The sequence below is a fragment of the Alicyclobacillus dauci genome, from assembly GCF_026651605.1.
Taxonomy (GTDB): Bacteria; Bacillota; Bacilli; order Alicyclobacillales; family Alicyclobacillaceae; genus Alicyclobacillus; species Alicyclobacillus dauci.
Window position 1 is genome coordinate 1,263,209 of record NZ_CP104064.1, and the last position, 21,518, is coordinate 1,284,726.

A 21,518-nucleotide genomic window follows, 5' to 3' on the forward strand; every position below is an offset into this window, starting at 1 on the left:
GAACAATCACCACGGCAGAAGTGACATGCCGTGGTGATTGCCGTGAATTTGGGACCATGAGATCAAATCACACACTGACTGGAATCGACCGAATGTCAGTCGAGGTTGATCCAGACGTCCTTTACTTCCGTATAGTTGTTCAGCGCATACGATCCCATTTCACGACCCATGCCGGACTGTTTATATCCCCCAAACGGAGCAGCTGCGTCAAACGCATTGTAGCAGTTGACCCAAACCGTGCCGGCTTTCAGTTTGCTGGCCACATAGTGGGCACTGCGGATATTCTCCGTCCACAGCCCAGCCGCGAGACCATAGTCGCTGTTATTTGCGCGGGCAATCACTTCGTCCAAGTCTTCGAACGGCATAGCTGCGACGACTGGACCGAATATTTCCTCTTTCGCGATGGTCATGTCGTCTTGCACATTGGCGAATATGGTGGGAGAGACAAAGTAGCCTTGATCAAATGGGTTGCTTCCGCCTGCGAGCAGTTCCGCACCTTGACTGAGGCCGCTCTCGATATATCCGAGTACGCGTTCCTGTTGTTCGTCGGAAACCAACGGACCCATCTGTGTGCTTTTGTCGATGCCGTTGCCTTGACGGATATTTTTCGCCATGGACACGAGGTCCGCGACGACATTGTCATATGACTTTTTCTGGATAAAGAGACGCGATCCGGCGCAGCAAACCTGACCCTGATTGAACATGATTCCCATGAGTGCGCCCGGAATGGCCCGTGACATGTCGGCATCCGGAAGAATGATGTTGGGTGATTTACCGCCGAGCTCTAGCGTAACGCGTTTCAGTGTTTTGGATGCTTGGCTCATGATGGACTTGCCAACGACGGTGGAGCCGGTAAATGCGATCTTGTCAACCAGCGGATGATCCACAAGCGGCGCACCAGCCGTTTCACCGAATCCAGGGACTACGTTGACCACGCCATCTGGGAAGCCCGCCTCTTGAATGAGTTGAGCGAGATAAAGGGCCGAAAGCGGGGTTTGTTCTGCAGGCTTGAGGACAACGGTACAGCCCATTGCGAGTGCAGCCCCCAGTTTCCAAGCTGCCATCAAAAGTGGGAAGTTCCACGGGATGATCTGACCCACGACCCCAACTGGCTCGTGACGTGTATAGTTGAAGAAGTTTCCGCTCACCGGAATGGTTTGCCCGACGATTTTCGTTGCCCATCCGGCGTAATAGCGGAAGTGTTCAATGGCCAGGGGGACATCGGCATTGGCTGTTTCACGAATGGGTTTCCCATTGTCAAGCGTATCGATTTGAGCCAACTCTGCTTTGTGTTCTTCCATTAAATCCGCGAGTTTATAGAGCAAACGACCGCGCGCAGCACCGCTCATTTTAGACCATGGTCCTTCGTCAAAGGCCTTGCGGGCAGCAAGAACTGCGCTGTTGATGTCGGCTTCCTCCGCTTCGCTCACAACCGCGAGGACTTCACCGGTTGCCGGATTCAGCGTATTAAACGTCTTACCCGAGGCAGATGGGACAAACTGTCCGTTGATAAAGAGTTGTTTGGTTCCCACCAAAAATTCAGCGACTTTCGAGTTCAATTCCAGTTGGTTCACTGACATTTACTCTCGACCTCCTGAGTTCATATCACGCGGAAAGGCTAGGAAACCGCTTACATATAATATGGTAACGCCATTGTATATAGCAGTCAATTCCGAAGATTGTCGAATTCTATCAAGTTTTGCGGAAGAACGGATATGTATAAAGCGAGCGCCGCGTCAAGAATGTTTCCCGCTCGTCGTATCTGATAGAATAGAGACTTATTTGGGAGATTTTCTAATGGAGCACAATCATTGTGGGTGGTGACCGGATGACGAATCAAGACCGACTGTGGAGCCGATTGCTGGAGTTAGGTCAAATTGGGGTGCAGCCGACTGGCGGCATTACCAGGTTGTCGTTTAGTAAAGAGGAACGACAGGCCAAGGATTTGGTGGCGTCCTACATGCAAGAGGCTGGCATGGTTGTGCATGAGGATGCCGTAGGAAACCTCATTGGGCGCAAGGAAGGTAAGGATCCCAGTGCACCTATCGTCCTCACGGGATCGCACGTTGATTCGGTATACAGTGGAGGCAATTTCGATGGTCCGCTGGGCGTCTTGTCTGCAGTGGAAGCCGTTCAGACGATGACCGAGTCTGGTACCGTTACACAGAGGCCGATCGAGGTCGTCGCGTTCACGGACGAAGAAGGCGCTCGTTTCCGGTTCGGTATGATTGGCAGTCGGGGTATCGCTGGAACGTTGACTGTATCAGAGCTTGATGCCAAGGACGCCGAGGGTGTCACCATTGCGGAGGCCATGCATCGAGTTGGTCTCGATCCGACAAAGATCTCGGAGGCAGCTCGTCCGACGGGATCGGTGCACGCGTATATCGAAGTACATATTGAACAAGGCAAAATCCTCGAAAGTGCGGATTTATCTGTGGGCGTGGTCTCCGGCATCGCGGGTCCACTGTGGCTAAAGTTTACGGTTTCGGGACAAGCAGGTCACGCGGGGACGAGTCCCATGAACATGCGTAGAGATGCGCTCGCTGGCGCAGTGGCCATCATGCAAGTCATCGAAGAGGAAACCAAGCGCCGAACGCACACGGTCGGCACCGTGGGACAGCTGACGGTCCAACCGGGTGGCGTGAACATCATTCCGGGCGTCGTCGAGTTTACGCTCGATTTGCGTGATGTGGATCTGGATACACGCAATGAAGTGGAATCGATCATCCGTCGACGGGCAACAGAAATCTGCTCCGAGAGAAGTCTCGGGCTGGTCGTCGAGGAGTTGCAGAATATTCCACCTGTCGTGTGCTCAGCCGCGATTCATCAAGCCACGTTTGAGGCGTGCGAAGAAGCGGGCTTCAAGACGATGGAACTCGTCAGTGGAGCGGGGCACGACGGCATGCAGTTACAAGCTCTGTGCCCGGTTGGAATGATCTTTGTCCGGAGTCAAGATGGCATCAGTCATCATCCGGATGAATGGAGTAGTCCGGAAGATTGTGCGGCAGGTGCGGAAGTGCTCTACCACACGCTCCTCAAACTCGCTAGTGAAACACCGTAACACGACGCCTGTATTTCAACATTCGCATGGGGGAAGAGCATGACAAATTATGTTCATCTGCTGGGAAACGTCACCCTTCCCATTTTGCTCGTCTGTCTGTTCGGGGCCGTGCTGCATCGGTGGAAACGCGTAGACACGGGTACGTTAGCCGACGTGGGACTGTATATATTAGCGCCGTGCCTCATGATCACGGCGCTAACGGATACACACGTATCAGGAGGCAATCTACTCGCTGTCTTGGGCTTTACCATCGTCGACACGATCCTCTGTTGGGGCGCGGCGCTCCTGTTTTCATGGATGTTTCGTTTACAGCCGGATACAGTCGCTGCAACGACCCTGACGACCATTTTTGGCAACGCGAACAACTACGGCCTGCCAGTCCTGCTGTTGGCCTTTGGAACGAGCGGGTTTTCACTTGGTGCCACTTACGTCGTTGGGCAGATCATTCTCGTGAATACACTCGGTATGTACGTTGCGTCGAGATCGACCGGGACGATCCGCCAATCTTTCACACAAATTCTCAAAGCGCCGCTCATTTACGCAGCGATCATGGGGCTCATTCTATATGCGTTGAGACTGCATCTTCCAGGCAGTATCGATACAACGTTTCGGCTTGTGGGAAACGCATACCCCGTCATTGTTCTGCTCATCCTCGGCATTCAACTGAGCAAGATGAAATGGTCGGGCGTTCGACACCGCGGCGTGTGGGTGGCCGTGGGTCTCCGCATCGTCTTGGTTCCGCTGATTTCCATAACAACCTTGAAGCTGCTGGGAATCCACGGGCTTCTCGCGGCCGTTCTGTTCGTCGAGTCAAGCATGCCCGCTGCTGTGAACACGATAGTTTTGGTGGAGAAGTACGGCGGGAACAAGGATGTGGCTGCGCTCACCGTGGCGATCACGACGGTCGTCAGCTTTCTCACACTGCCTTTCCTCATCCACATCCACGTCGTCTGAGTTCTCGTGCTGCTGCTTAACCTGGTCTCTAGTCTGGAGCCACTGGCAAACGAGCCGAAGCGGGACTGTCGGTCATGACAACAGTGCTAGTCGCTCCCGCAAAATATCCTCGTCCTGGGTGGCTGTTTCGAGCCCGCGTTCGTAGATTGACTTGGCCTTCTCGGGATTCACCAACGACGGGTTCCGGCGGTACTGTGGGCTGTACTCGTCGCCCCAATCAATGAAGGTCCACGCATCTTCAGCGTATTCCTTCGTGATGGACTCGTAAATCGCATCGGCTTCGTCAGCACGACCCAGAACAAATAACGCAATGGCCTTCGCGCTTTTCATGTTCAACAGAATGGGTGTGGCAGACTTGGGGAAGGTCTCCATGAACGACTCCGTGTAATGCAACAACGTATCCGCGACATCTGCGTCCTCGTCCACCTGGTTCGTGAGTTCCATCTCCACGTCCTGCACCCAACTAAACAAATCTTCTTTCAGCATGTTTTGCGGGACCTGTACGTCCAGCACGGAGATGTCCCGAATCCCCGTGTCGACAGCATGTGCCTGCAATCGTTCCCACGCACTTAACCACGATGACACCGCTTCGCGCCGCTGACCCTGCTGGATCAGCTCGATCCCCCGACTCATCTCTCCAGCAAACGCCTCCCAAAGAAATAAATCGGAACATAGTCGATCCCACAGTACCGTCGTCGCTGCGAACAACAACGACTGTGACGTCGTGTGCGGCGCATTCCACCGCTTTGCGATAGCTGTGATGGAATGGTGTTTATTTCCTATTTTCCGAAACATCATCTCGTCGATCTCGACTCCCGCCCCCTTCATTTCAGCCAGCACGTCAGGCGTCGCGAGTTCGCTCAACCGGTCAAGTTCTGCTTGTACAGCTGCATTGGCGCTGCGGTAAGCCATAGATTTGTTCTCTCCTTCAGATGGTTGTGGACGGATGTATCTCCTATCGGGATCGCGCATGATTTGAACGTTCTCCCTGATTTCGGATCACAGACGATTGATAACGAACGATCTTTTCTTGAAAACTATGTACTGTTTTGCAACTCATGATACCATGTACAAACTAAAGGCGTTCATTCACCTCGACCGCAAACATTGGCTGACCTCAGTCATGAAAAACGTTACAATGAAATCGAATGAACCGAGAAACGGATGTGTTCGTGAATGGCAGATGAAGCGGAATTAGGCCTGTCGGCTGACAGGCTCGTCGAAAATGCAGTGGACACGATTCGCGAGCGGGCGTCCGACGACGGCTTCCAATCACGACTCGTGCACGCGGAACAATCATATGTAGAATCGCGTACAGATGATATACATGTGAATATTGCTCATTTGGACAAGCAACTCGCGGACGATCCGTCGGTCTGGCCTATGCGCTTGTACCTCGCCGATGCATACTTGCAACTCGGCAACGAGACTGGTTTTGAGCGTGAGGTGGGGGAGTGCCTGGCGAGATCGAAGGATCCGTTTGTCGTGGTGTCCCTGTTTATGTTCATGACGCGGCTGTACGTCTTGCGGGCCCCTAGCATCGAAGCCGCTGTACGGTATGTGCGCAGCACACTGGAGAACAACCCGAGTGTTGCTCCATACGTGCGGTCTATTTACATTCAAACGCTACTTGAAGCAGGCGATTTCGAAGAAGCATACAATCAACTCCAAACGGCCGTCGCCGAGAACAACCCAATGCTGACCATCGAGGGTTTGGAAATTTTGCCTAATCTCATGGCGCGGTTAGAGCGCTGGCAGGAAGAAGAACAAGTCATTCAAAGCCTGTCGATGTTTGCTCAGGAACAGTTGACGGAGGATGAACGCTTCGCCCTTGTCCGCAGTCTCGTAAGTGACGTTCAAGAGCGGGAGCAGCTATCTGATTTGCGCACAGCTCGTTTCTTGATGAACGTCGCTCGGGAGATAGATGAGGAGCACCCGGACGTGACGGGATACCTGTCGATTGGTGTGCAAATGCCCAAAGGCTGGTGGCCGGTGCAGTGAAGTCAGGGCACGAGCGGGTGCTTGGCTTGGACTTGATGGAAACCAACTGTGTTAGCTTGGCTCCCGGGCCAGAATCCGCAAAATACCATGGATTTGCCTCTGGATTGTTGTGGCCCGGAATACAGCAATAACGGGCCTTTTCCTTATGGGCCGCATGTCTGATATCTGTTGGGCGTCCCTGTCAGCCTCCACGGCAAGTAGTTAGAATCTATTATCTATTGGGCGTCCCTGTCAGCCTCGCGGGAAGTAGTTAGAATCTAGTAAGGCCCCCGCAGTCACTTATATCCATCCCAAGAGTCATAACTGTGACATAAAGGAACAAAAGTCTCTAGTTGATTGGATGTCATCAAAATGACGCCCAAACTTCTGTCAATAACGGAATCATGGTTCGTTATCGGCCGTGAGCGACGTTCGAGAGGACATATAGCGGTCCAGCACTCCGTTAACCCCGGTCTCAGAGCGTCGCCGCAAATCCGCCACCGCGGCCCCAGAGCCGCCGCTGCAGCAATCGCCACCGCACGTACGCCCCCCATCGTCCCCGCCGGCCCCTACGGTTGCACGTCGCCCAGCGCGATGTCGTAGCGTGACTGCAGTGCAACGATAGTCTGTGGACCGACGACGCCATCTGGTGAGAGACCGATATCCTGTTGGAATTGCCGAACAGCTGCAACTGTGGCGGGATTATAGTTGCCGTCGACTGACCCTGTATAGTATCCCAGTGTTTTGAGCATTTGTTGTACCTCCGCGACATCGTTACCGGGTGGGACGTTGAGGTACAGGAGTCTGGTGGTTGCAAGTTGGCCAGTGATGGTGACCAGTGTGCCGAGAGGCACGATTCCGTAGAGCGTACTGACATCTGCATTGTGCATCCGGATGCAGCCGTGACTAACTGACTGGCCAATCGAAGAAGGTGCGTCCGTCCCATGTATGGCGTACCCACCATTGGGCACCGATAGGCGCATCCACGCGGCTCCAAAAGGACCGCCTGGATTGGGCTCTTTCTCGATAATCACCCAATCCCCGATCGGCGTTGGTGTACTCGGCTTCCCTGTCGCCACTGGATAACTTGCCCTCAGGGTGCCGGAATCGTACAGCGCCAGTACGTTGCGAACCGTGTCAACACTGATGTGATAGCGGCCGCCGCCCCAGGTTACTTCGCCAATTCCCAGTGCCGTCCACGTTGCCGGGCCTACAATGCCATCGGCTAAAATGCCACTTGCTTGTTGGAACGCAACCACGGCGCGCTCCGTCGCAGGGCCGAAAATGCCGTCCGCAGAGAGATTGTAATAGCCGAGCACTAGGAGACGTCGTTGGCAAGCCATGACGTCGGGTCCGCGCATTGGTGGCGAGGTCAGTCGCAGAAATCGGCTGGCTATAACCATGTAAGATCACCGCCTTTTCGCTCGTAAATGAGCCTGACGAAATTTCGTCATCCGATTCGCATTGATTTCCATCCAACTATATGTCATGAACGCATTTGCAATGACCAAAACTAAATTCATAGGAGGAGATCTGATGACGAAAAAACACAAAGAGCCCACCCATAACGACGCGAACAAGACCTTGCCTATCGAGGAACACGAGGAGCGGGTTCAAGGGGAGACAAAGCGGGCGAAAAGCGGCAAGCCTACAACTTAAGCCGTGTGGTAAACCCCATACCAATGTGAACGCGCGAAAAAAGCTGCCCCCGAGTCGGAGGCAGCTTGAGGATGAAAATTGGCAAATTGGCCAGTGATGCGAGAACAGATCAGGCCTTCTTGTTTTCTTCGCCAAGTGCATCGAGCATGGCTTGTGTAAAGCGCAGGCCCTTTTGGACAGTTGGATCCTTGAGCATCTTGAGCAACGAAAATGCGGAATAGCGGGTTTGGTCTTGTTCCGAACGTTCCTTTGCAACTTCGAATGCGTGGCGGCCCTTCTGAATTGTGCTCAGCACCGGTTGTGTGTAGTTCTGGGCCATTTTTGAGACGCCTTCCAGTGTCGCACCGTCCGTGACGACGTCTTCAGCGGCGCTGTATAGGCGGTTTACCAAGTGAAGTAACTTGGCGAGCGTTGGTAAGCTTTCGATCACGGTTGTCAAGCTTGTCAACGTTTCTTCGTCCTTCGTCAGTGCGGTCATGAGTTGTGCCAACTGCGGCATTTTCTCGAGGACCGTGTTGAGGGACGACTGTACATTTGGATCAAGTAGAATATCAGAAACGTCCTTTGTTCCCACTGAGTTTGTTGCCTCTGTCACGTTCAGACTCCTCCTTGAGCTTAGCACCCCTGGAATAGCATGTGCAGGTCCATTGTTTAGTTCGAACAAATTTCATTTCGTCAATGCCGTTACAGTTATATATTCCCTGCAAAGGTACGACGCTAGAATTCCACTCCTCAGTATAGTGGACTAAGATATGGTTTGTCTAATCATCAATTTGCGTCCAAAAAATTTCGTCTATACGGACCATTCATATTTTGGTAAGATGCAATGAGCCAAATCTCCGAAACTTTGGAGTGATCGGTCATGGATATCGATACCAGTTGTCGCGTGCGCGGGGCACGCGTATTGGATGTTGGCTATGCTGAACACCAGCATCCGTATCGTCACGCGGCCCGGCAGGGACTTGACTGTTATTTGTTTCGATTGCAGACGGACGGTCGTGCGAGAGCACTCGTTGACAATCATATGATGTATGTTGAAGCTGGAGATTTGCTGATGTTTGGACCCGGAGAAGCGTACGATCTCCAGATCGACCACGTCGGGGACGAAGACGTCCAATCGACGGACTTGTATCTATTTTGTGATGGTGAATGGATCGATGAGTGGTGGCGTGATCGGCAGCATCCGACACATGCAAAGTTGCCGTTGCACGAGAACTGTGTTCATCTTTGGCGGCAACTGATTGAAGAGCATCGTCGTCCTGGCGGAACAGATACAGAATTGTGTGACTATCTCTTGCGGGCACTCTGTTTAACCGTGGATAAAATGGCGTACGACGCGGCGTCGACAGCGTCTGTGCCGCTAGCCGCTGAACGAATGCGGTGGTTCATCGAGCGTAACGCACCGGAGGATATCACACTGAAAGATGTGGCCGACGAAGTGGGACTGAGCGTGTCTCGCGCCGTTCATATCTTTAAGGAAACGTATCAGCAAACGATTGTGCAATATTTGCTTGATGTGAGGTTGCAAATGGCTTGCGACCGAATGCGGTTCAGCACGTTTAACCTCGAGCAGATTGCCGATGCATGTGGATTTAAAAGCTATTCGTATTTCTACCGCGTATTTCGATCCCGCTACGGAATTTCCCCACGCGCCTTTCGCCAGCGTGCACTGTGAGCAACGTGCACCTGGGTTTTGGCGCCTTTTCTTTTGTCAGCCAAATCAGTCAATAGATGACCAGATAGGTCATGTGCTTGGGGCACTCATTGTGGTTAAATCACACTTACGTTGCTTGAAGCAGCCGTGAGAAGTTGGAGAGGAGAGACTTTCGTGAACGGGGTTTATCGACGGTTAGGCGCATATTACAGGCCTTACTTGCCCTTGATGTATGCCAGTCTGGCACTTCTTGTCGTAACGACAGGCCTGGCGCTCGCCTACCCGTACCTGCTGAAGATGATCGTCAACCGTGTCATCATTGGACACGAGTACGGTCAACTGTTGACGTTGACTGGCGGAATTTTGCTGGCTGCCCTGGTTAAAGGCTTCTTTAACTTTGGTCAGCAGTACCTTGGACAGTTGTTCGGCAGCAAGACAGCATTTGACTTGCGCAATGCACTGTACAAAAAACTGAATCATCAACCTTTTGCTTATTATGACGAGGTTCATTCAGGCGATTTAATGTCGCGTATGACTGCCGATCTCGACGCGTTTCGCATGTTTTTGGCATTCGGCATCAACAACTTGGTCCAACTGTTTTTCATCGTTGTCATGGGAATCGGGTTAATGCTCTCCATGAACTGGATTCTGGCCATTGTCATCACATGTCTTATGCCCATACTCGCCGTGACCGCGCTTCGCTTCGACAAAAGGCTACATCCGACATTCCGACAGATCAGAAGTACACTTGGTGCTCTAAACTCGGGTGTCCAAGAAAACATCATGGGAATGCGGACGGTCAAGTCGTTTGCGAAGGAATCGTTCGAGATCGACAAGTTTAATAGACGGAACGACGCGTACTTCGAGTCCAATATGGACGCGACTCGCCTATGGCGCAAGTTCTTCCCATTCATTGAGTTCGTCGGGAATTTCGGTGTCGTACTGATTCTCATGGTTGGCGGGTATCTGGTCGTGACGAACCGGATGAACTTAGGTGATCTCGTCGCCTTTCTCAGTGTCGTCTGGTTCATGATCTGGCCGATGTCTCAGCTCGGGTTCTTTTTGAACAACTTGACACAGGCGACAGCTGCCGGTGAACGCCTGTTGGAAATTCTCGATTATCCAGACACACTGGATCGCGATCGTGAACATCTGACAGGTGAAATCAAGGGCAGGGTGGAGTTCCGCAACGTAACGGTTCGCTACGGAAATGTCGAAGTCCTGAAAAATGTAAGCTTCGTCGCGGAGCCGGGCGAAACCATCGCGCTCTTGGGCCTGACTGGTTCCGGAAAGACAAGTCTAACATCCCTGATAGCTCGATTTTATGACGCGGGTGAAGGACAAATTCTCATCGACGGTGAGGATATTCGCCATTGGGATCGGCACACGCTTCGCAGACAAGTCGGTGTAGTCTTCCAAGAACCGTTCCTGTTCTCGACGACCATCTTTGCAAACATTGCGTACGGTCGTCCAAATGCGAGTGAAGAGGACGTAGAACGTGCGGCGACGTTGGCGGATGCTGCCGAGTTTATTCATGGGCTTCCCGAAGGATATTTCACGCTCGTGGGTGAGCGGGGGATGGGCCTCTCCGGAGGTCAAAAGCAGCGCGTCGCGCTCGCTCGGGCGATTTTGCTGAATCCCTCCATTCTCATCCTCGACGATGCAACGAGCGCTGTCGACATGGAGACGGAATATCAGATTCAACAAGCGCTCCAGCAAGTGATGGCTGGACGTACGACGTTCATCATTGCACATCGAATTTCGTCGTTGAAGCGTGCAGATCAGGTTTTGGTCTTGGACGATGGTCGTATTGTCGACAGAGGAACACACGACGAACTGTTATCTCGCCCAGGACTCTATCGTGAAATTTTTGATATGCAATTCCAAGATTTCTCGTCCATGAACAACGTGGCAGTGCTAACTGGAACGAGCGGTTCGAGACACTGAGAAAGGAGGCAACCGCTTTGACGCACAACGAAGAAATGTTGCGATCCCCATTCATTTATCGCGACGACGAAGCCCTGGAGAAGAAGTTTCAATTGGGCCAAGTTCGTCGGCTGGCAGCTTATATGAAACCATATCCCGGAATGATTTTCGGGGCACTGGCGGCAACGTGTGGAAACATCGCCGTCACGTTGCTTGGCCCCTTTATGGTGGGGCGAACGATTGACATCGCCATCACCAAAGGCAATACCCGTTTGCTCATGGAGGACGGCATCATCCTCATCGCTCTCTACCTGCTCAATTTTGCCGCATCCTACGTGCGGATTCACTTGACGAATCGACTGGGGCAAAGCGTCATTCAGGGGCTTCGCCGTGAACTATTCAGCCATGTGCAAACGCTGTCGAACGATTTTTACGACAGTCGACCGGCCGGATCGATCCTCGTCCGCATTATGAACGATGTCAATTCCTTGCAGGATCTATTCACGAACGGCGTCATTAACACGATTACCAACTTGTTCACACTGATTGGCATCATCGCTATCATGCTTTCGCTCAACTGGCACTTGTCCCTTGTCAGCCTGGTGGTTTTACCGTTTATGTTTCTCATCTCCATTCGTCTAACCGTGAACATCCGCCGAGCCTGGCAGCAAGTCCGGTTGCGGTTGAGTCGCATCAACGCCCACTTGGCCGAAGGGATTCAAGGTATGCGCGTTACGGAATCGTACGTCCGGCAGGAGGAGAACCAGACTTTTTTCGAAAAGATGAACCGCGATTACATGGGGCGCTTTTTGCATGCACAACGGTGGAGTATTCCCTTTGGCCCCCTTGTCGATCTCACCGGCGCCTTGGGCAGCGCCCTTCTGTTTTGGTACGGCGTTCATCTCCTTCGCGCTGACTTGGTGACCGTAGGTCTCCTCATTGCTTTTGCCAACTACCTGGGGAACTTCTGGACACCAATCGGACAGCTTGGCCAGGTTTACAACCAGTTGCTGGTTGCCATGGCGTCTTCCGAGCGAATCTTCCAGTACCTCGATACGAAGGCGTTAATTGCGGACACACCAGGAGCACAGGATCTGCCTGCTGTAAAAGGCCGGGTGACGTTTGAACACGTCGGCTTTGAATACGAAGCAGGGCGTCTTGCACTCGATAACGTAAGCTTTGACGCAAAACCGGGCGAAACGATTGCACTGGTTGGCCATACAGGGGCAGGCAAAACTACCGTCATCAATTTGCTGGCTCGTTTCTACGACACCTCTTCGGGCCGTATTCTCATCGACGGCAAAGACATCCGTGACGTCACCGTGGAAAGTCTGCGCTCTCAAGTGGGTATGGTTCTACAGGAGACATTCATCTTCTCTGGAACCATCATGGAGAATATTCGCTACGGCAACCCCGCCTCGACAGACGAGGAAGTCAAGGCTGCTGCAACGGCGGTGTACGCCAACGTCTTCATTGAGCAATTGGAGAACGGGTATGAGACGGAAGTTCGCGAACGCGGAAACAGACTGTCGCAGGGTCAGCGTCAACTCATTTCGTTTGCGCGAGCCATCTTGGCTGATCCGCAAATTCTCATATTGGACGAAGCGACAGCCAGTATCGATACGTACACGGAGCACCTCATTCAAAAGGGGCTGGAAGTGTTGCTGGCCGGACGTACAGCATTTGTCGTGGCGCATCGACTGTCAACCATCCGCGACGCCGACCAAATTCTCGTCTTCGATCACGGTCAAATCGTTGAGCGAGGAACGCACGAGACTCTCATGGAAGGCAAAGGCTACTACTACGATCTCGTCGCCGCCCAGTACCGTTTCCTCGCCTAGCTCCTAACAAACAGAGCATGCGAAAACTTTTTCGCAGCTAAAGAAACATGTATACTGTTTTCGGTAAGCCCGGTCATTACCGGGCTCATTTTATGCAATGAGCCGGAGGCATAACCATGGAGTCAAATCAGTCAAAAACCGCATTTTCTCCATACATTAAGTTTCCCCGTGAGGAGTGGCGCCATCTTCGAGCGTCAACGCCTTTGCCTTTAAACGAGTCGGAACTAGCCGCGTTACACGGCATAAACGAAGAAGTTTCATTGACAGAAGTAGAAGAAATTTACTTACCATTGTCACGGTTGCTCAATTTGTACGTCGGGGCTACACAAAATCTCTACAAGGCGACAAATGCGTTCCTCGGGAACCTAGGCGGCAAGGTGCCGTACATCATCGGGATCGCGGGCAGTGTCGCTGTAGGAAAAAGCACGACAGCGCGCATTATCCAAGCGCTTCTGTCGAGATGGCCCAATCATCCAAAAGTCGATCTCGTCACGACCGATGGATTTCTCTATCCGAACGCGGAGTTGGAGCGGCGCGGCATTCTTCATCGAAAAGGTTTTCCAGAGAGTTACGACACACGTCAACTTATTCACTTTCTGGCAGATGTCAAATCCGGCAAACCAGAAGTGGTTGCTCCCGTTTACTCTCACTTGACATACGACATTGTGCCAACGGAAAAGATCCTCGTCAGGCAGCCTGATATCGTCATTCTTGAAGGCCTGAATGTCCTGCAAACCGTCAAACCATCTCAGTCCGGGAAGAAGATGACAGTATTTGTCTCGGATTTCTTCGACTTTTCCATCTATGTCGACGCTCCGGAGCGATTTATTCGGCAGTGGTACGTTGATCGGTTTCACACGCTGCGTGAAACCGCCTTCCGGGATAAGAAGTCATACTTTCATCGTTTCTCCAGCTTAACGGACGACGAGGCGAACCAAATCGCTTTAAATATTTGGGAGGATATCAACGCCAAGAACCTAAGGGAGAACATTCTCCCTACGAAACAGCGGGCGCAACTCATTCTCCAAAAAGGCGATCACCACATGGTGGAGCGCGTAGAGCTTCGCAAACTCTAAACTTGGATCGAAATCCAATGGTATCATTCGATTACTATATTTGCCCTCGATGTTAATATGTTTACCTTTCATTCCCTCCCAAGGTCCTGTTACGGTGTTACCTGGCGGTATACGACACAGACCATAGGGAGGGTTGATAAAGTGACAGTACGTGCCAAGTTGAAACGCAGCTGGAAACAAGTCATGGGCGCATGTCTTGCGATGGCCTCAGTCAGTTCCATCTCGGCCGTCACGACGACCGCTGGCGCCGCCGTTCGTTATAAAACTGTTGCCCATGCGGGACATTTACCGCCGGACGTCCGGCATGTTCGCACTGTACGGAGCGCTGGTGAAGGGGCTTCCTGGCAAGCTAAATACAACGCCGTTTTGCGTGTGGCTAGAAGTAAACTGGGTACGCCTTATCGTTGGGGGCACAATGAGGATCGAGGCCAGTATGGTTTTGATTGTTCTAACTACACGGAATACGTATATCATCACGCGTTAGGCTACAAGTTCACCACGTCGTCTCGTGGACAAGCCCGTCATGTCGGTTGGCGTGTGCCAAGGAAAGACATGCGGCCTGGCGACCTGTTGATTTTCGAGAACGGCAAGCACGTGGGTATTTATGTCGGTCACAACGAAATGATTCAAGAAGGCGGCGGCAAAGGCAAAGTTGCCTACATGAAAATTGGCCCAGGCTACTACTGGCATAACCACTTAACTGCCGTCAAACGGATGTTTTAAATTATCTTTAACGCAAACAATATAAGGGCTGCTACAAAGATTTCGGTTCTTTGTAGCAGCCCATTTTTTCGTCTGCAGGTTTTCCTTTTGCCTCTAACCCAGGGCCTCATGCGAAAGAAATTCTAGGTGATAGACACGTTGCACGATGGTCCTTCGTACGCTAAACTAAAGTCAACGGGACGGAATTTGTATACCTGGGACGTACGGTGTCCCTTGACGACTATCATCACGATGGGAGCACCTGCATGGAAACTTCAGATTGGATTGCTGTACGCAGGGTGGTCCCGGAACTGATGGACGTCCTGCAGAGAAGATTACGCATTTTACAACGCATTCACTTGCTTGGACCCATTGGGCGTCGAGCTTTGGCTCAAGCTATGCAACAGTCAGAACGGGTCCTGCGAGCCGAACTAGACATTCTTCGACGGCAAGGCCTCTTACACAGTTCGGCCACAGGCGTATCACTTTCTGATGAGGGAAGCACCTTATTGGGTGAGCTCGAGCAAGTGGCCTCCGCAGCAGCGGGACGGGCGGATTTGGCATGGACACTTTCTCAGACACTACATATACCAAACGTTGTTGTGGTGGAAGGGGACAGTGATGCAGAACCGTGGGTCAAAGACCAACTGGGGCTGCAAGCTGGGCAGTATTTGCACAGTATCCTCGAGGACAATGACATCGTAGCTGTGACTGGCGGAACAACGGTTGCTGCGGTCGCGCGCAACATGCCTGTTTGTAACGACCGACAAGGTATTCGAGTCGTTCCGGCACGCGGCGGGGTCGGTGAAACAGTAGCCTATCAGGCAAATACGATAGCGGCTCAGTTGGCGGACAAAGTCGGGGGAACATCGATCATGCTGCACGTACCTGACAGACTCTCGCCTGGGGCAGTCGAACAACTGCTTACTGATCCATACGTACAAGAGCGGTTGCCAACCATTCGCTCATCAACGGTCGTGGTCCACGGCATCGGTGACGCCATGGCCATGGCACGCCGACGGCAGTCCAGCCAGGAAGAAATGGCAGAGATAACGATGCACAACGCGCAGGCGGAAGCGTTCGGTTATTACTTCGATGCGGACGGAAATGTCGCTTATTCGATGAAGACCATTGGTCTGAGATTGTCTGATATCAGTCATGTACGCGTCGTCCTGGCCATCGCTGGAGGTGCGAATAAGGCTAACGCCATTGCAGCTGCAGCCAAGGCCTACCGAATTGACACGTTGGTCACTGATGAAGGCGCGGCAAATCGCCTGGTACAACAATATTCTCATACGTGAGGAGCAAACAACACATGGCAGTAAAAGTCGGTATTAACGGTTTTGGACGTATTGGTCGTAACGTATTTCGCGCAGCACTCAAGAATCCTAACATTGAAATCGTTGCAGTGAACGATTTGACAAACGCAGAAGTCTTAGCTTCTCTCTTGAAGTACGACTCTGTACACGGTACCTTGGACGCTGATGTGCGTGAGGAAAATGGTTCCATTGTTGTCGGTGACAGAAAAGTTCTCGTCTTTGCCGAACGCGATCCCGGCAACATCAAATGGGGCGATGCCGGCGTTGATATCGTGATCGAATCAACCGGTATCTTTACGGACAAGAACAAGGCAGAAGTTCACATCACGTCTGGCGGAGCGAAGAAGGTTATCATTTCTGCACCGGCGAAAAACGAAGATGTAACCATCGTCATGGGTGTGAACCATGACAGCTATGATCCAGCAAAGCACCACGTCATTTCCAACGCCTCCTGCACCACGAACTGCTTGGCGCCTGTGGCGAAGGTTATCGATGACACGTTCGGGATCGAAAAAGCCTTAATGACAACTGTTCACTCCTACACCAACGACCAACGCATTCTCGACCTGCCGCACAAAGATATGCGTCGCGCGCGTGCAGCGGCACTCAATATCATCCCGACATCCACGGGTGCTGCGAAGGCTGTGGGCCTCGTACTGCCGCACTTAAACGGACGCTTGAACGGGATGGCAATGCGCGTACCGACGCCGAATGTGTCTTTGGTTGACTTGACGGCACAAGTGAAGAAGACGGCTACCGTTGAGTCCGTCAATGCAGCATTGAAACAGGCTGCAGAAGGCAGCTTAAAGGGCATTCTCGCATACAGCGACGAGCCGCTCGTTTCCCGCGACTATAACGGCGACCCGCACTCTTCATCGGTTGACGCACTGTCCACCATGATTATCGACGACATGGTCAAGGTCGTTGCATGGTACGACAACGAATGGGGCTACTCCAACCGCGTCGTCGACTTGGCAACGTTCATCGCATCCAAGATGTAATCCACTAGACGAAAAATGGGGCTGACTCGGCCATCCGCACAGATGAACCCGGGCTTAGCCCCATTTCTTTTCACCCTTCTCCTTGCACTCTTTCCATGATTGAGAAAATTAACTAGACTAAGAGGATATCGTGTGGTTCAGATGACGACTGTCGGATGACGAAGTTTGAAATGGAGGCGTTTTGCGATGGGAAAATTTCCACTCAACGATAGCGGTATTTCCGCGAGCCGATTGGTATACGGTTGCATGGGGTTAGGCGGATCGGATTGGTCAAACAAGACGGCGTATACTCCGGAGGACGTGAAACAAGCCCACGAAGCCGTTGAGGCGGCTCTGTCCATCGGAATCAACATGTTTGATCACGCGAACATTTACAAATCCGGTAAAGCGGAGCAAATTTTCGGAGAGGTACTCAAGGAGCGGAAGGACCTGCGAGATCGAATCATCCTGCAATCCAAGTGCGGCATTCGCTTCGCCGACGACCTGGCTCCTTTCACGCGATTTGATTTCTCAAAAGACTACATATTGGACTGTGTTGACGGGATTCTTTCACGGCTTGGGACGGACTACTTGGATATTCTTCTCCTACACAGGCCCGACGCCCTAGTGGAGCCCGAAGAAGTGGCCGAGGCATTCCATCATCTGAAGGCCTCCGGCAAGGTCAAATCGTTTGGCGTGTCCAACATGAGCGCTGGCCAAATCCGTCTGCTGCAATCCTGCCTGGATGTTCCCATCGTTGTCAACCAACTGGAAATGAGCCTATATCGTCACAACTGGGTAGATGTCGGGATCAATGTCAATCGCGATCCCGCCGCGAACGATATCTTCCCAGAAGGCACCTTGGAGTTCTGCCGGCTCGAGAACATTCAAATTCAAGCTTGGGGCCCGCTTGCACAAGGCATCTACACGGGGCGCCCATTGACAGACCAGAGCGAAACCGTTCGAGCAACTGCACAGAAAGTTCAAGCGTATGCGGAACAGAAAGGGACCACGGCCGAGTCAATCCTGCTCGCCTGGCTCATGAGACACCCAGCCGGCATTCAGCCTGTCATCGGGACGAAAACGCCTGAGCGTATTCTCGCGTGCAAAGACGCCGAGCGTATCACTTTGACGCGCGAAGAATGGTATGACCTCTGGATCACCGCCCGCGGAGCCGTGATGCCGTAAGGCATTGCGCGGGACCGCGGGTACTTTCGAGGTGTGGCGGGGGTGGTGGGCGTTTTAGGGTATTCATCGTGAAAGACTCGTACATCGATAGCGTGTCTAGTCGATTACAATTTGAACCTTGCAACCAGCGCCTGCATCTGTTCTGCCATGTGAGATAGTTCATTTGCGGAGGCCGCGACTTGTTCCATGGCAGCTAGTTGTTCTTCAGTTGCTGCCGCAATATGTTCGGTACTTGCCGCAGTAACCGATGTGGTCTCTGAAATATATCCAATGGACTCAAGGACCTGTTCAGAGCTTTCGGTCAACTGCTGTGAGGCGGAAGAAACATCCATGATTTGATCCACTACATGTTTTGCAGACTCTTGAATCTCTTCAAACGATATACCAGCTGTATTTACGGCTTCAATTCCCTGCTTAAAGTCTTCTTGTGCAGTTTGCATCGAAATAACCGCCCGTTCTGTATGAGACTGTATCCCGACAATGAATTCACCGATTTGTCTTGCGGCTTGTGCGGATTGGTCAGCAAGTTTCCTTACTTCTCCCGCCACGACGGCAAATCCCCGACCTTGCTCACCTGCACGGGCCGCCTCTATTGCTGCATTTAAGGCAAGTAAATTGGTTTGGGAAGCAAGTCCTGTAATGACTTCAATGATACGGCCAATGTCTTGTGTGCGTCGACCAAGTGTATTAACTAGCTCTGACAAATCTTCAATGCTTTCTCCAACAGAACTCATTTGTATGACGGCGGACCGTACAGATTGATGTCCATTTCCTGCAACTTTGGTGGTTGTAATCGCTGCTTCTGACACAGATTGTGCACTGTCAGCAATATGACGGACTCCTTTGATCATCTCATCTACTGCGCTAATACTTTCTCGGGCACGTTTTTCTTGTCCATGAACATTGGTTGCTGCTTCCTCAATCGTTAATCCTACTTGTTGAGCCGCTTTATTAGTCTCTTCAGCGCTAGAAGAAAATTCATCTGAGGAAGCGGCCAACTGTAGAGAGGTGCGGGTTAATTCGTTCATTATGTTTCTCAATGACATCGTCATTTGGTTGAAACTTTTCCCCAGTTGACCAATTTCGTCGTTGGATTGAATATCAATTTTTGCTGTTAGATTCCCTGCACCAATTTCGTGCGCTACACCAATCAGCCTTTTTAAAGGCGTAATCATCCGGTTGGTCATGAACCATCCAATTACGAGACCTAAAATGAGGACAATGATGTCTATTATCAGATTTTCGGTTTGATATGCAGTTTGCTGGCTTATCAGTTGAGTGAGGGGAAAAGCTAATGACCATACACCAATCAGCTTGTTGGTGCTATCCCGTATTGGCTCATATGCAACTTCATATAGCTGGCCACCGATGGTTTGCTGCCCGATAAAGTTCTCGTCTTTCTTCAGTACAGCCTGTTGTATCTCTGGCATTAATGTACCACCTGTTAAGTATTCTCCGTGGCTGTTCTTAAGACTGGTAGACACAGATGTATCACCTTGATAAATCGTTACTATGTCACCAATTTCAGTACTCAGTGCATTGGCAATGCCGTTGTTCCCATTTATGACAATGTCACCTTTCCATAGATGTCCAGAAAGCAGTTGCCAGTTGCCACTGTACTTGTTCTCCATTAGGGAACGACCTATGGATAGTTCTGACTCCAGTTTCGTTTGGCTGGATTTAAGGATGATCTGGTTCGTGGTATGTACGCCCAGTAAACCGGTAATAGCAAGTGAACAGATAATAATGAACGATAACAATGTGAGAATCTTCGACTGGATTCCTATGTTGATGAAAAGACTGGTTATTTTCTGTGTTACCTCTAATATTCTCCGTGGAGTGCTACTTGTCATTGTCATCCTTTACCACCATTCTTGCGAGATTGTGTTTTTAGGATGACTATAGATGACTGTCATTAACAACGTGTGAAGTCTAGCTAAAGATAACGTGAAGCCAACCAGACTGCCGCATTCCAGCGATGGGTACTACTACGTTGCTACTATGGATTTCGAGAACGTGTTGGTCATTGAACGGGGACTGACGGTTTCGGCATACCCAACAAAAACCCCTGCCCATATTGAACGCCACAGTTTTGTATGCACTCAAGTTCTTCCAGTGTTTCTATACCTTCAGCGATCACTGCACCTGAGAATCCTGAACTGATATGATGAATTGCTCCAACGATATCCTGTTTAACGGAATCCTTGTCGATCCCCCGAATAAGTTCCATATCAATTTTTACAAAATCCGGTTTAACCTGCATGAGTGTAACGAGCCCTGAGTACCCTGCTCCTACATCGTCTATGGCTATCTGAAAACCCTGTCCCCGATAGTGATCGATCAATTTAAGGAATGCACGGTAATCGTCAATAGCGTGATGTTCTGTAATTTCAAAGACGATTTGCTCGGGTTCCAATCCGACTTCCCGAATAAGTTTTCGGGTCTCCCCTTGATGAAATGAAGGATCGGATAAGATATTTGGCGATAAGTTAATAAATAATTTCAAATGGTTTAATGACCAATACGGGTTTCGGAAGGGGGATTTAGTAATTCAGTTTACAGCAAGCCTGTTGAGGTCGTGTTTGGGGATGTATGGAGAGTCAGACGATTTTGTTGGTCATGTAGGAGGAGACGATTTCATCCTAATTACCAAGACGAAAGATATAAAAGGCCTGTGCCACGCGATCACATCTCGGTTCGATCGCGAGATTATTCAATTCTATCCCGATTCTGAAAAATACATGGAACTACGTGTGGTAACGGATCGATCGGGACAACCGGTTCGTTCAACTGGCATCGCTATATCACTGGCTGTTCTTGAATGCCATAACATAAACCATTCGGAGGTCTCTTTAGAAAGGATTGCCGAAGAAGCTGGACACCTGAAAAAAAGGGCGAAGAGCGTCCTAGGTAGTACGAGTGTTCATGGTAATCTCCTACCTAACTGAGGTCTGTTGGACCCAATGTCAACGTTCATTGAAATTCTCCTGCTATTGGCCCAGTTCAAGTACTCGAAAAAACGGAATACCTGGATTTTTACCCATCGGCCACCTCTTCGAACTTGTTTCCCAATATAAATGCTCGGTTTAGGCGAAGGGGCCCGCTGTATGCGTTTTAGGTGAAAAATTCTGTAATCGCGGGCCCAAGGGCCGCCCCAGCTTCGGCGGGCTCACGGCCT

Annotated in this window: 19 protein-coding genes; 13 read left to right on the forward strand and 6 right to left on the reverse strand. The window is 51.3% G+C overall.

Annotated elements, in window-relative coordinates; translation table 11 throughout:
• Positions 1-95 precede the first annotated feature (95 nt).
• Positions 96-1,580: an aldehyde dehydrogenase family protein gene (locus NZD86_RS06195; RefSeq protein ID WP_268045627.1), complete on the reverse strand. Its 1,485-nt coding sequence runs from the start codon at positions 1,578-1,580 to the stop codon at positions 96-98.
• A 248-nt stretch (positions 1,581-1,828) separates the two neighbouring features.
• On the opposite strand from NZD86_RS06195, the gene NZD86_RS06200 reads away from it, so the two are divergent.
• Positions 1,829-3,061: a Zn-dependent hydrolase gene (locus NZD86_RS06200; RefSeq protein ID WP_268045628.1), complete on the forward strand. Its 1,233-nt coding sequence runs from the start codon at positions 1,829-1,831 to the stop codon at positions 3,059-3,061.
• Between the two features lie 39 nt (positions 3,062-3,100).
• Positions 3,101-4,015 carry an AEC family transporter gene (locus NZD86_RS06205; RefSeq protein WP_268045630.1) on the forward strand — a complete coding sequence of 305 codons (915 nt, stop codon included), beginning with the start codon at positions 3,101-3,103 and terminating at the stop codon, positions 4,013-4,015.
• Positions 4,016-4,087: 72 nt separating this feature from the next.
• Here the strand turns inward: NZD86_RS06205 and NZD86_RS06210 are convergent, their stop codons facing one another.
• Positions 4,088-4,927, reverse strand: a complete 840-nt coding sequence (locus tag NZD86_RS06210; RefSeq protein WP_268045632.1) for a hypothetical protein — start codon at positions 4,925-4,927, stop codon at positions 4,088-4,090.
• 264 nt (positions 4,928-5,191) lie between these two features.
• On the opposite strand from NZD86_RS06210, the gene NZD86_RS06215 reads away from it, so the two are divergent.
• Entirely contained in the window at positions 5,192-6,016 is an 825-nt protein-coding gene (locus tag NZD86_RS06215; protein WP_268045634.1) for a tetratricopeptide repeat protein, read from the forward strand.
• Positions 6,017-6,564: 548 nt separating this feature from the next.
• On the opposite strand, the gene NZD86_RS06220 is transcribed toward NZD86_RS06215, so the two are convergent.
• Positions 6,565-7,398 carry a L,D-transpeptidase family protein gene (locus NZD86_RS06220; protein ID WP_268045636.1) on the reverse strand — a complete coding sequence of 278 codons (834 nt, stop codon included), beginning with the start codon at positions 7,396-7,398 and terminating at the stop codon, positions 6,565-6,567.
• 133 nt (positions 7,399-7,531) lie between these two features.
• Between NZD86_RS06220 and NZD86_RS06225 the strand changes: the two genes are divergently transcribed.
• Positions 7,532-7,654, forward strand: coding sequence for a hypothetical protein (locus NZD86_RS06225; protein ID WP_268045638.1), 123 nt, complete (start codon positions 7,532-7,534; stop codon positions 7,652-7,654).
• Between the two features lie 109 nt (positions 7,655-7,763).
• Here NZD86_RS06225 and NZD86_RS06230 read toward each other — a convergent pair whose 3' ends face one another.
• The gene (locus NZD86_RS06230; protein WP_268045640.1) at positions 7,764-8,249 is read right to left on the reverse strand and encodes a DUF1641 domain-containing protein; all 486 of its coding nucleotides are present in this window, start codon (positions 8,247-8,249) and stop codon (positions 7,764-7,766) included.
• A gap of 267 nt (positions 8,250-8,516) precedes the next feature.
• On the opposite strand from NZD86_RS06230, the gene NZD86_RS06235 reads away from it, so the two are divergent.
• From NZD86_RS06235 to NZD86_RS06270, 8 genes are all read left to right on the forward strand, one after another.
• The gene (locus NZD86_RS06235) at positions 8,517-9,329 is read left to right on the forward strand and encodes a helix-turn-helix transcriptional regulator (protein ID WP_268045641.1); all 813 of its coding nucleotides are present in this window, start codon (positions 8,517-8,519) and stop codon (positions 9,327-9,329) included.
• Positions 9,330-9,482: 153 nt separating this feature from the next.
• Positions 9,483-11,255, forward strand: a complete 1,773-nt coding sequence (locus tag NZD86_RS06240) for an ABC transporter ATP-binding protein (protein WP_268045643.1) — start codon at positions 9,483-9,485, stop codon at positions 11,253-11,255.
• Between the two features lie 35 nt (positions 11,256-11,290).
• Entirely contained in the window at positions 11,291-13,075 is a 1,785-nt protein-coding gene (locus tag NZD86_RS06245; protein ID WP_268046808.1) for an ABC transporter ATP-binding protein, read from the forward strand.
• Between the two features lie 116 nt (positions 13,076-13,191).
• Positions 13,192-14,151, forward strand: a complete 960-nt coding sequence (gene coaA, locus NZD86_RS06250) for a type I pantothenate kinase (RefSeq protein WP_268045644.1) — start codon at positions 13,192-13,194, stop codon at positions 14,149-14,151.
• A gap of 141 nt (positions 14,152-14,292) precedes the next feature.
• Entirely contained in the window at positions 14,293-14,874 is a 582-nt protein-coding gene (locus tag NZD86_RS06255) for a C40 family peptidase (RefSeq protein ID WP_268045646.1), read from the forward strand.
• A gap of 245 nt (positions 14,875-15,119) precedes the next feature.
• Entirely contained in the window at positions 15,120-16,154 is a 1,035-nt protein-coding gene (locus NZD86_RS06260; protein ID WP_268045647.1) for a sugar-binding transcriptional regulator, read from the forward strand.
• A gap of 14 nt (positions 16,155-16,168) precedes the next feature.
• On the forward strand, positions 16,169-17,173 hold the full coding sequence (gene gap / locus NZD86_RS06265; RefSeq protein ID WP_268045648.1) for a type I glyceraldehyde-3-phosphate dehydrogenase: 1,005 nt from the start codon (positions 16,169-16,171) through the stop codon (positions 17,171-17,173).
• 186 nt (positions 17,174-17,359) lie between these two features.
• Positions 17,360-18,340 (forward strand): aldo/keto reductase, encoded by a 981-nt coding sequence (locus tag NZD86_RS06270; RefSeq protein WP_268045649.1) that lies wholly within the window; start codon positions 17,360-17,362, stop codon positions 18,338-18,340.
• 104 nt (positions 18,341-18,444) lie between these two features.
• Here NZD86_RS06270 and NZD86_RS06275 read toward each other — a convergent pair whose 3' ends face one another.
• Both NZD86_RS06275 and NZD86_RS06280 read right to left on the reverse strand, forming a co-directional pair.
• Complete coding sequence (locus NZD86_RS06275; RefSeq protein ID WP_268045650.1) at positions 18,445-20,199, reverse strand: methyl-accepting chemotaxis protein; 1,755 nt, start codon at positions 20,197-20,199, stop codon at positions 18,445-18,447.
• A 164-nt stretch (positions 20,200-20,363) separates the two neighbouring features.
• A complete protein-coding gene (locus NZD86_RS06280; protein ID WP_268045651.1) occupies positions 20,364-20,846 on the reverse strand; it encodes an EAL domain-containing protein in 483 nt (160 codons plus the stop codon).
• Here NZD86_RS06280 and NZD86_RS24690 point away from each other — a divergent pair.
• Positions 20,833-21,288, forward strand: coding sequence for a diguanylate cyclase domain-containing protein (locus NZD86_RS24690; protein WP_407655242.1), 456 nt, complete (start codon positions 20,833-20,835; stop codon positions 21,286-21,288). The two genes, NZD86_RS06280 and NZD86_RS24690, sit on opposite strands and share 14 nt — an antisense overlap.
• The last annotated feature ends 230 nt before the right edge of the window (positions 21,289-21,518 follow it).

Excerpts from the sequence above, each read along its gene's own strand:
- NZD86_RS06210 (WP_268045632.1), bottom strand. The coding sequence starts at position 4,927 with ATGGCTTACCGCAGCGCCAATGCAGCTGTACAAGCAGAACTTGACCGG.
- gap (WP_268045648.1), top strand. The coding sequence starts at position 16,169 with ATGGCAGTAAAAGTCGGTATTAACGGTTTTGGACGTATTGGTCGTAAC.
- NZD86_RS06205 (WP_268045630.1), top strand. The coding sequence starts at position 3,101 with ATGACAAATTATGTTCATCTGCTGGGAAACGTCACCCTTCCCATTTTG.
- NZD86_RS06200 (WP_268045628.1), top strand. The coding sequence starts at position 1,829 with ATGACGAATCAAGACCGACTGTGGAGCCGATTGCTGGAGTTAGGTCAA.
- NZD86_RS06275 (WP_268045650.1), bottom strand. The coding sequence starts at position 20,199 with ATGACAATGACAAGTAGCACTCCACGGAGAATATTAGAGGTAACACAG.
- coaA (WP_268045644.1), top strand. The coding sequence starts at position 13,192 with ATGGAGTCAAATCAGTCAAAAACCGCATTTTCTCCATACATTAAGTTT.
- NZD86_RS06235 (WP_268045641.1), top strand. The coding sequence starts at position 8,517 with ATGGATATCGATACCAGTTGTCGCGTGCGCGGGGCACGCGTATTGGAT.
- NZD86_RS06215 (WP_268045634.1), top strand. The coding sequence starts at position 5,192 with ATGGCAGATGAAGCGGAATTAGGCCTGTCGGCTGACAGGCTCGTCGAA.
- NZD86_RS06245 (WP_268046808.1), top strand. The coding sequence starts at position 11,291 with ATGTTGCGATCCCCATTCATTTATCGCGACGACGAAGCCCTGGAGAAG.
- NZD86_RS06220 (WP_268045636.1), bottom strand. The coding sequence starts at position 7,398 with ATGGTTATAGCCAGCCGATTTCTGCGACTGACCTCGCCACCAATGCGC.
- NZD86_RS06270 (WP_268045649.1), top strand. The coding sequence starts at position 17,360 with ATGGGAAAATTTCCACTCAACGATAGCGGTATTTCCGCGAGCCGATTG.
- NZD86_RS06225 (WP_268045638.1), top strand. The coding sequence starts at position 7,532 with ATGACGAAAAAACACAAAGAGCCCACCCATAACGACGCGAACAAGACC.
- NZD86_RS06195 (WP_268045627.1), bottom strand. The coding sequence starts at position 1,580 with ATGTCAGTGAACCAACTGGAATTGAACTCGAAAGTCGCTGAATTTTTG.
- NZD86_RS06260 (WP_268045647.1), top strand. The coding sequence starts at position 15,120 with ATGGAAACTTCAGATTGGATTGCTGTACGCAGGGTGGTCCCGGAACTG.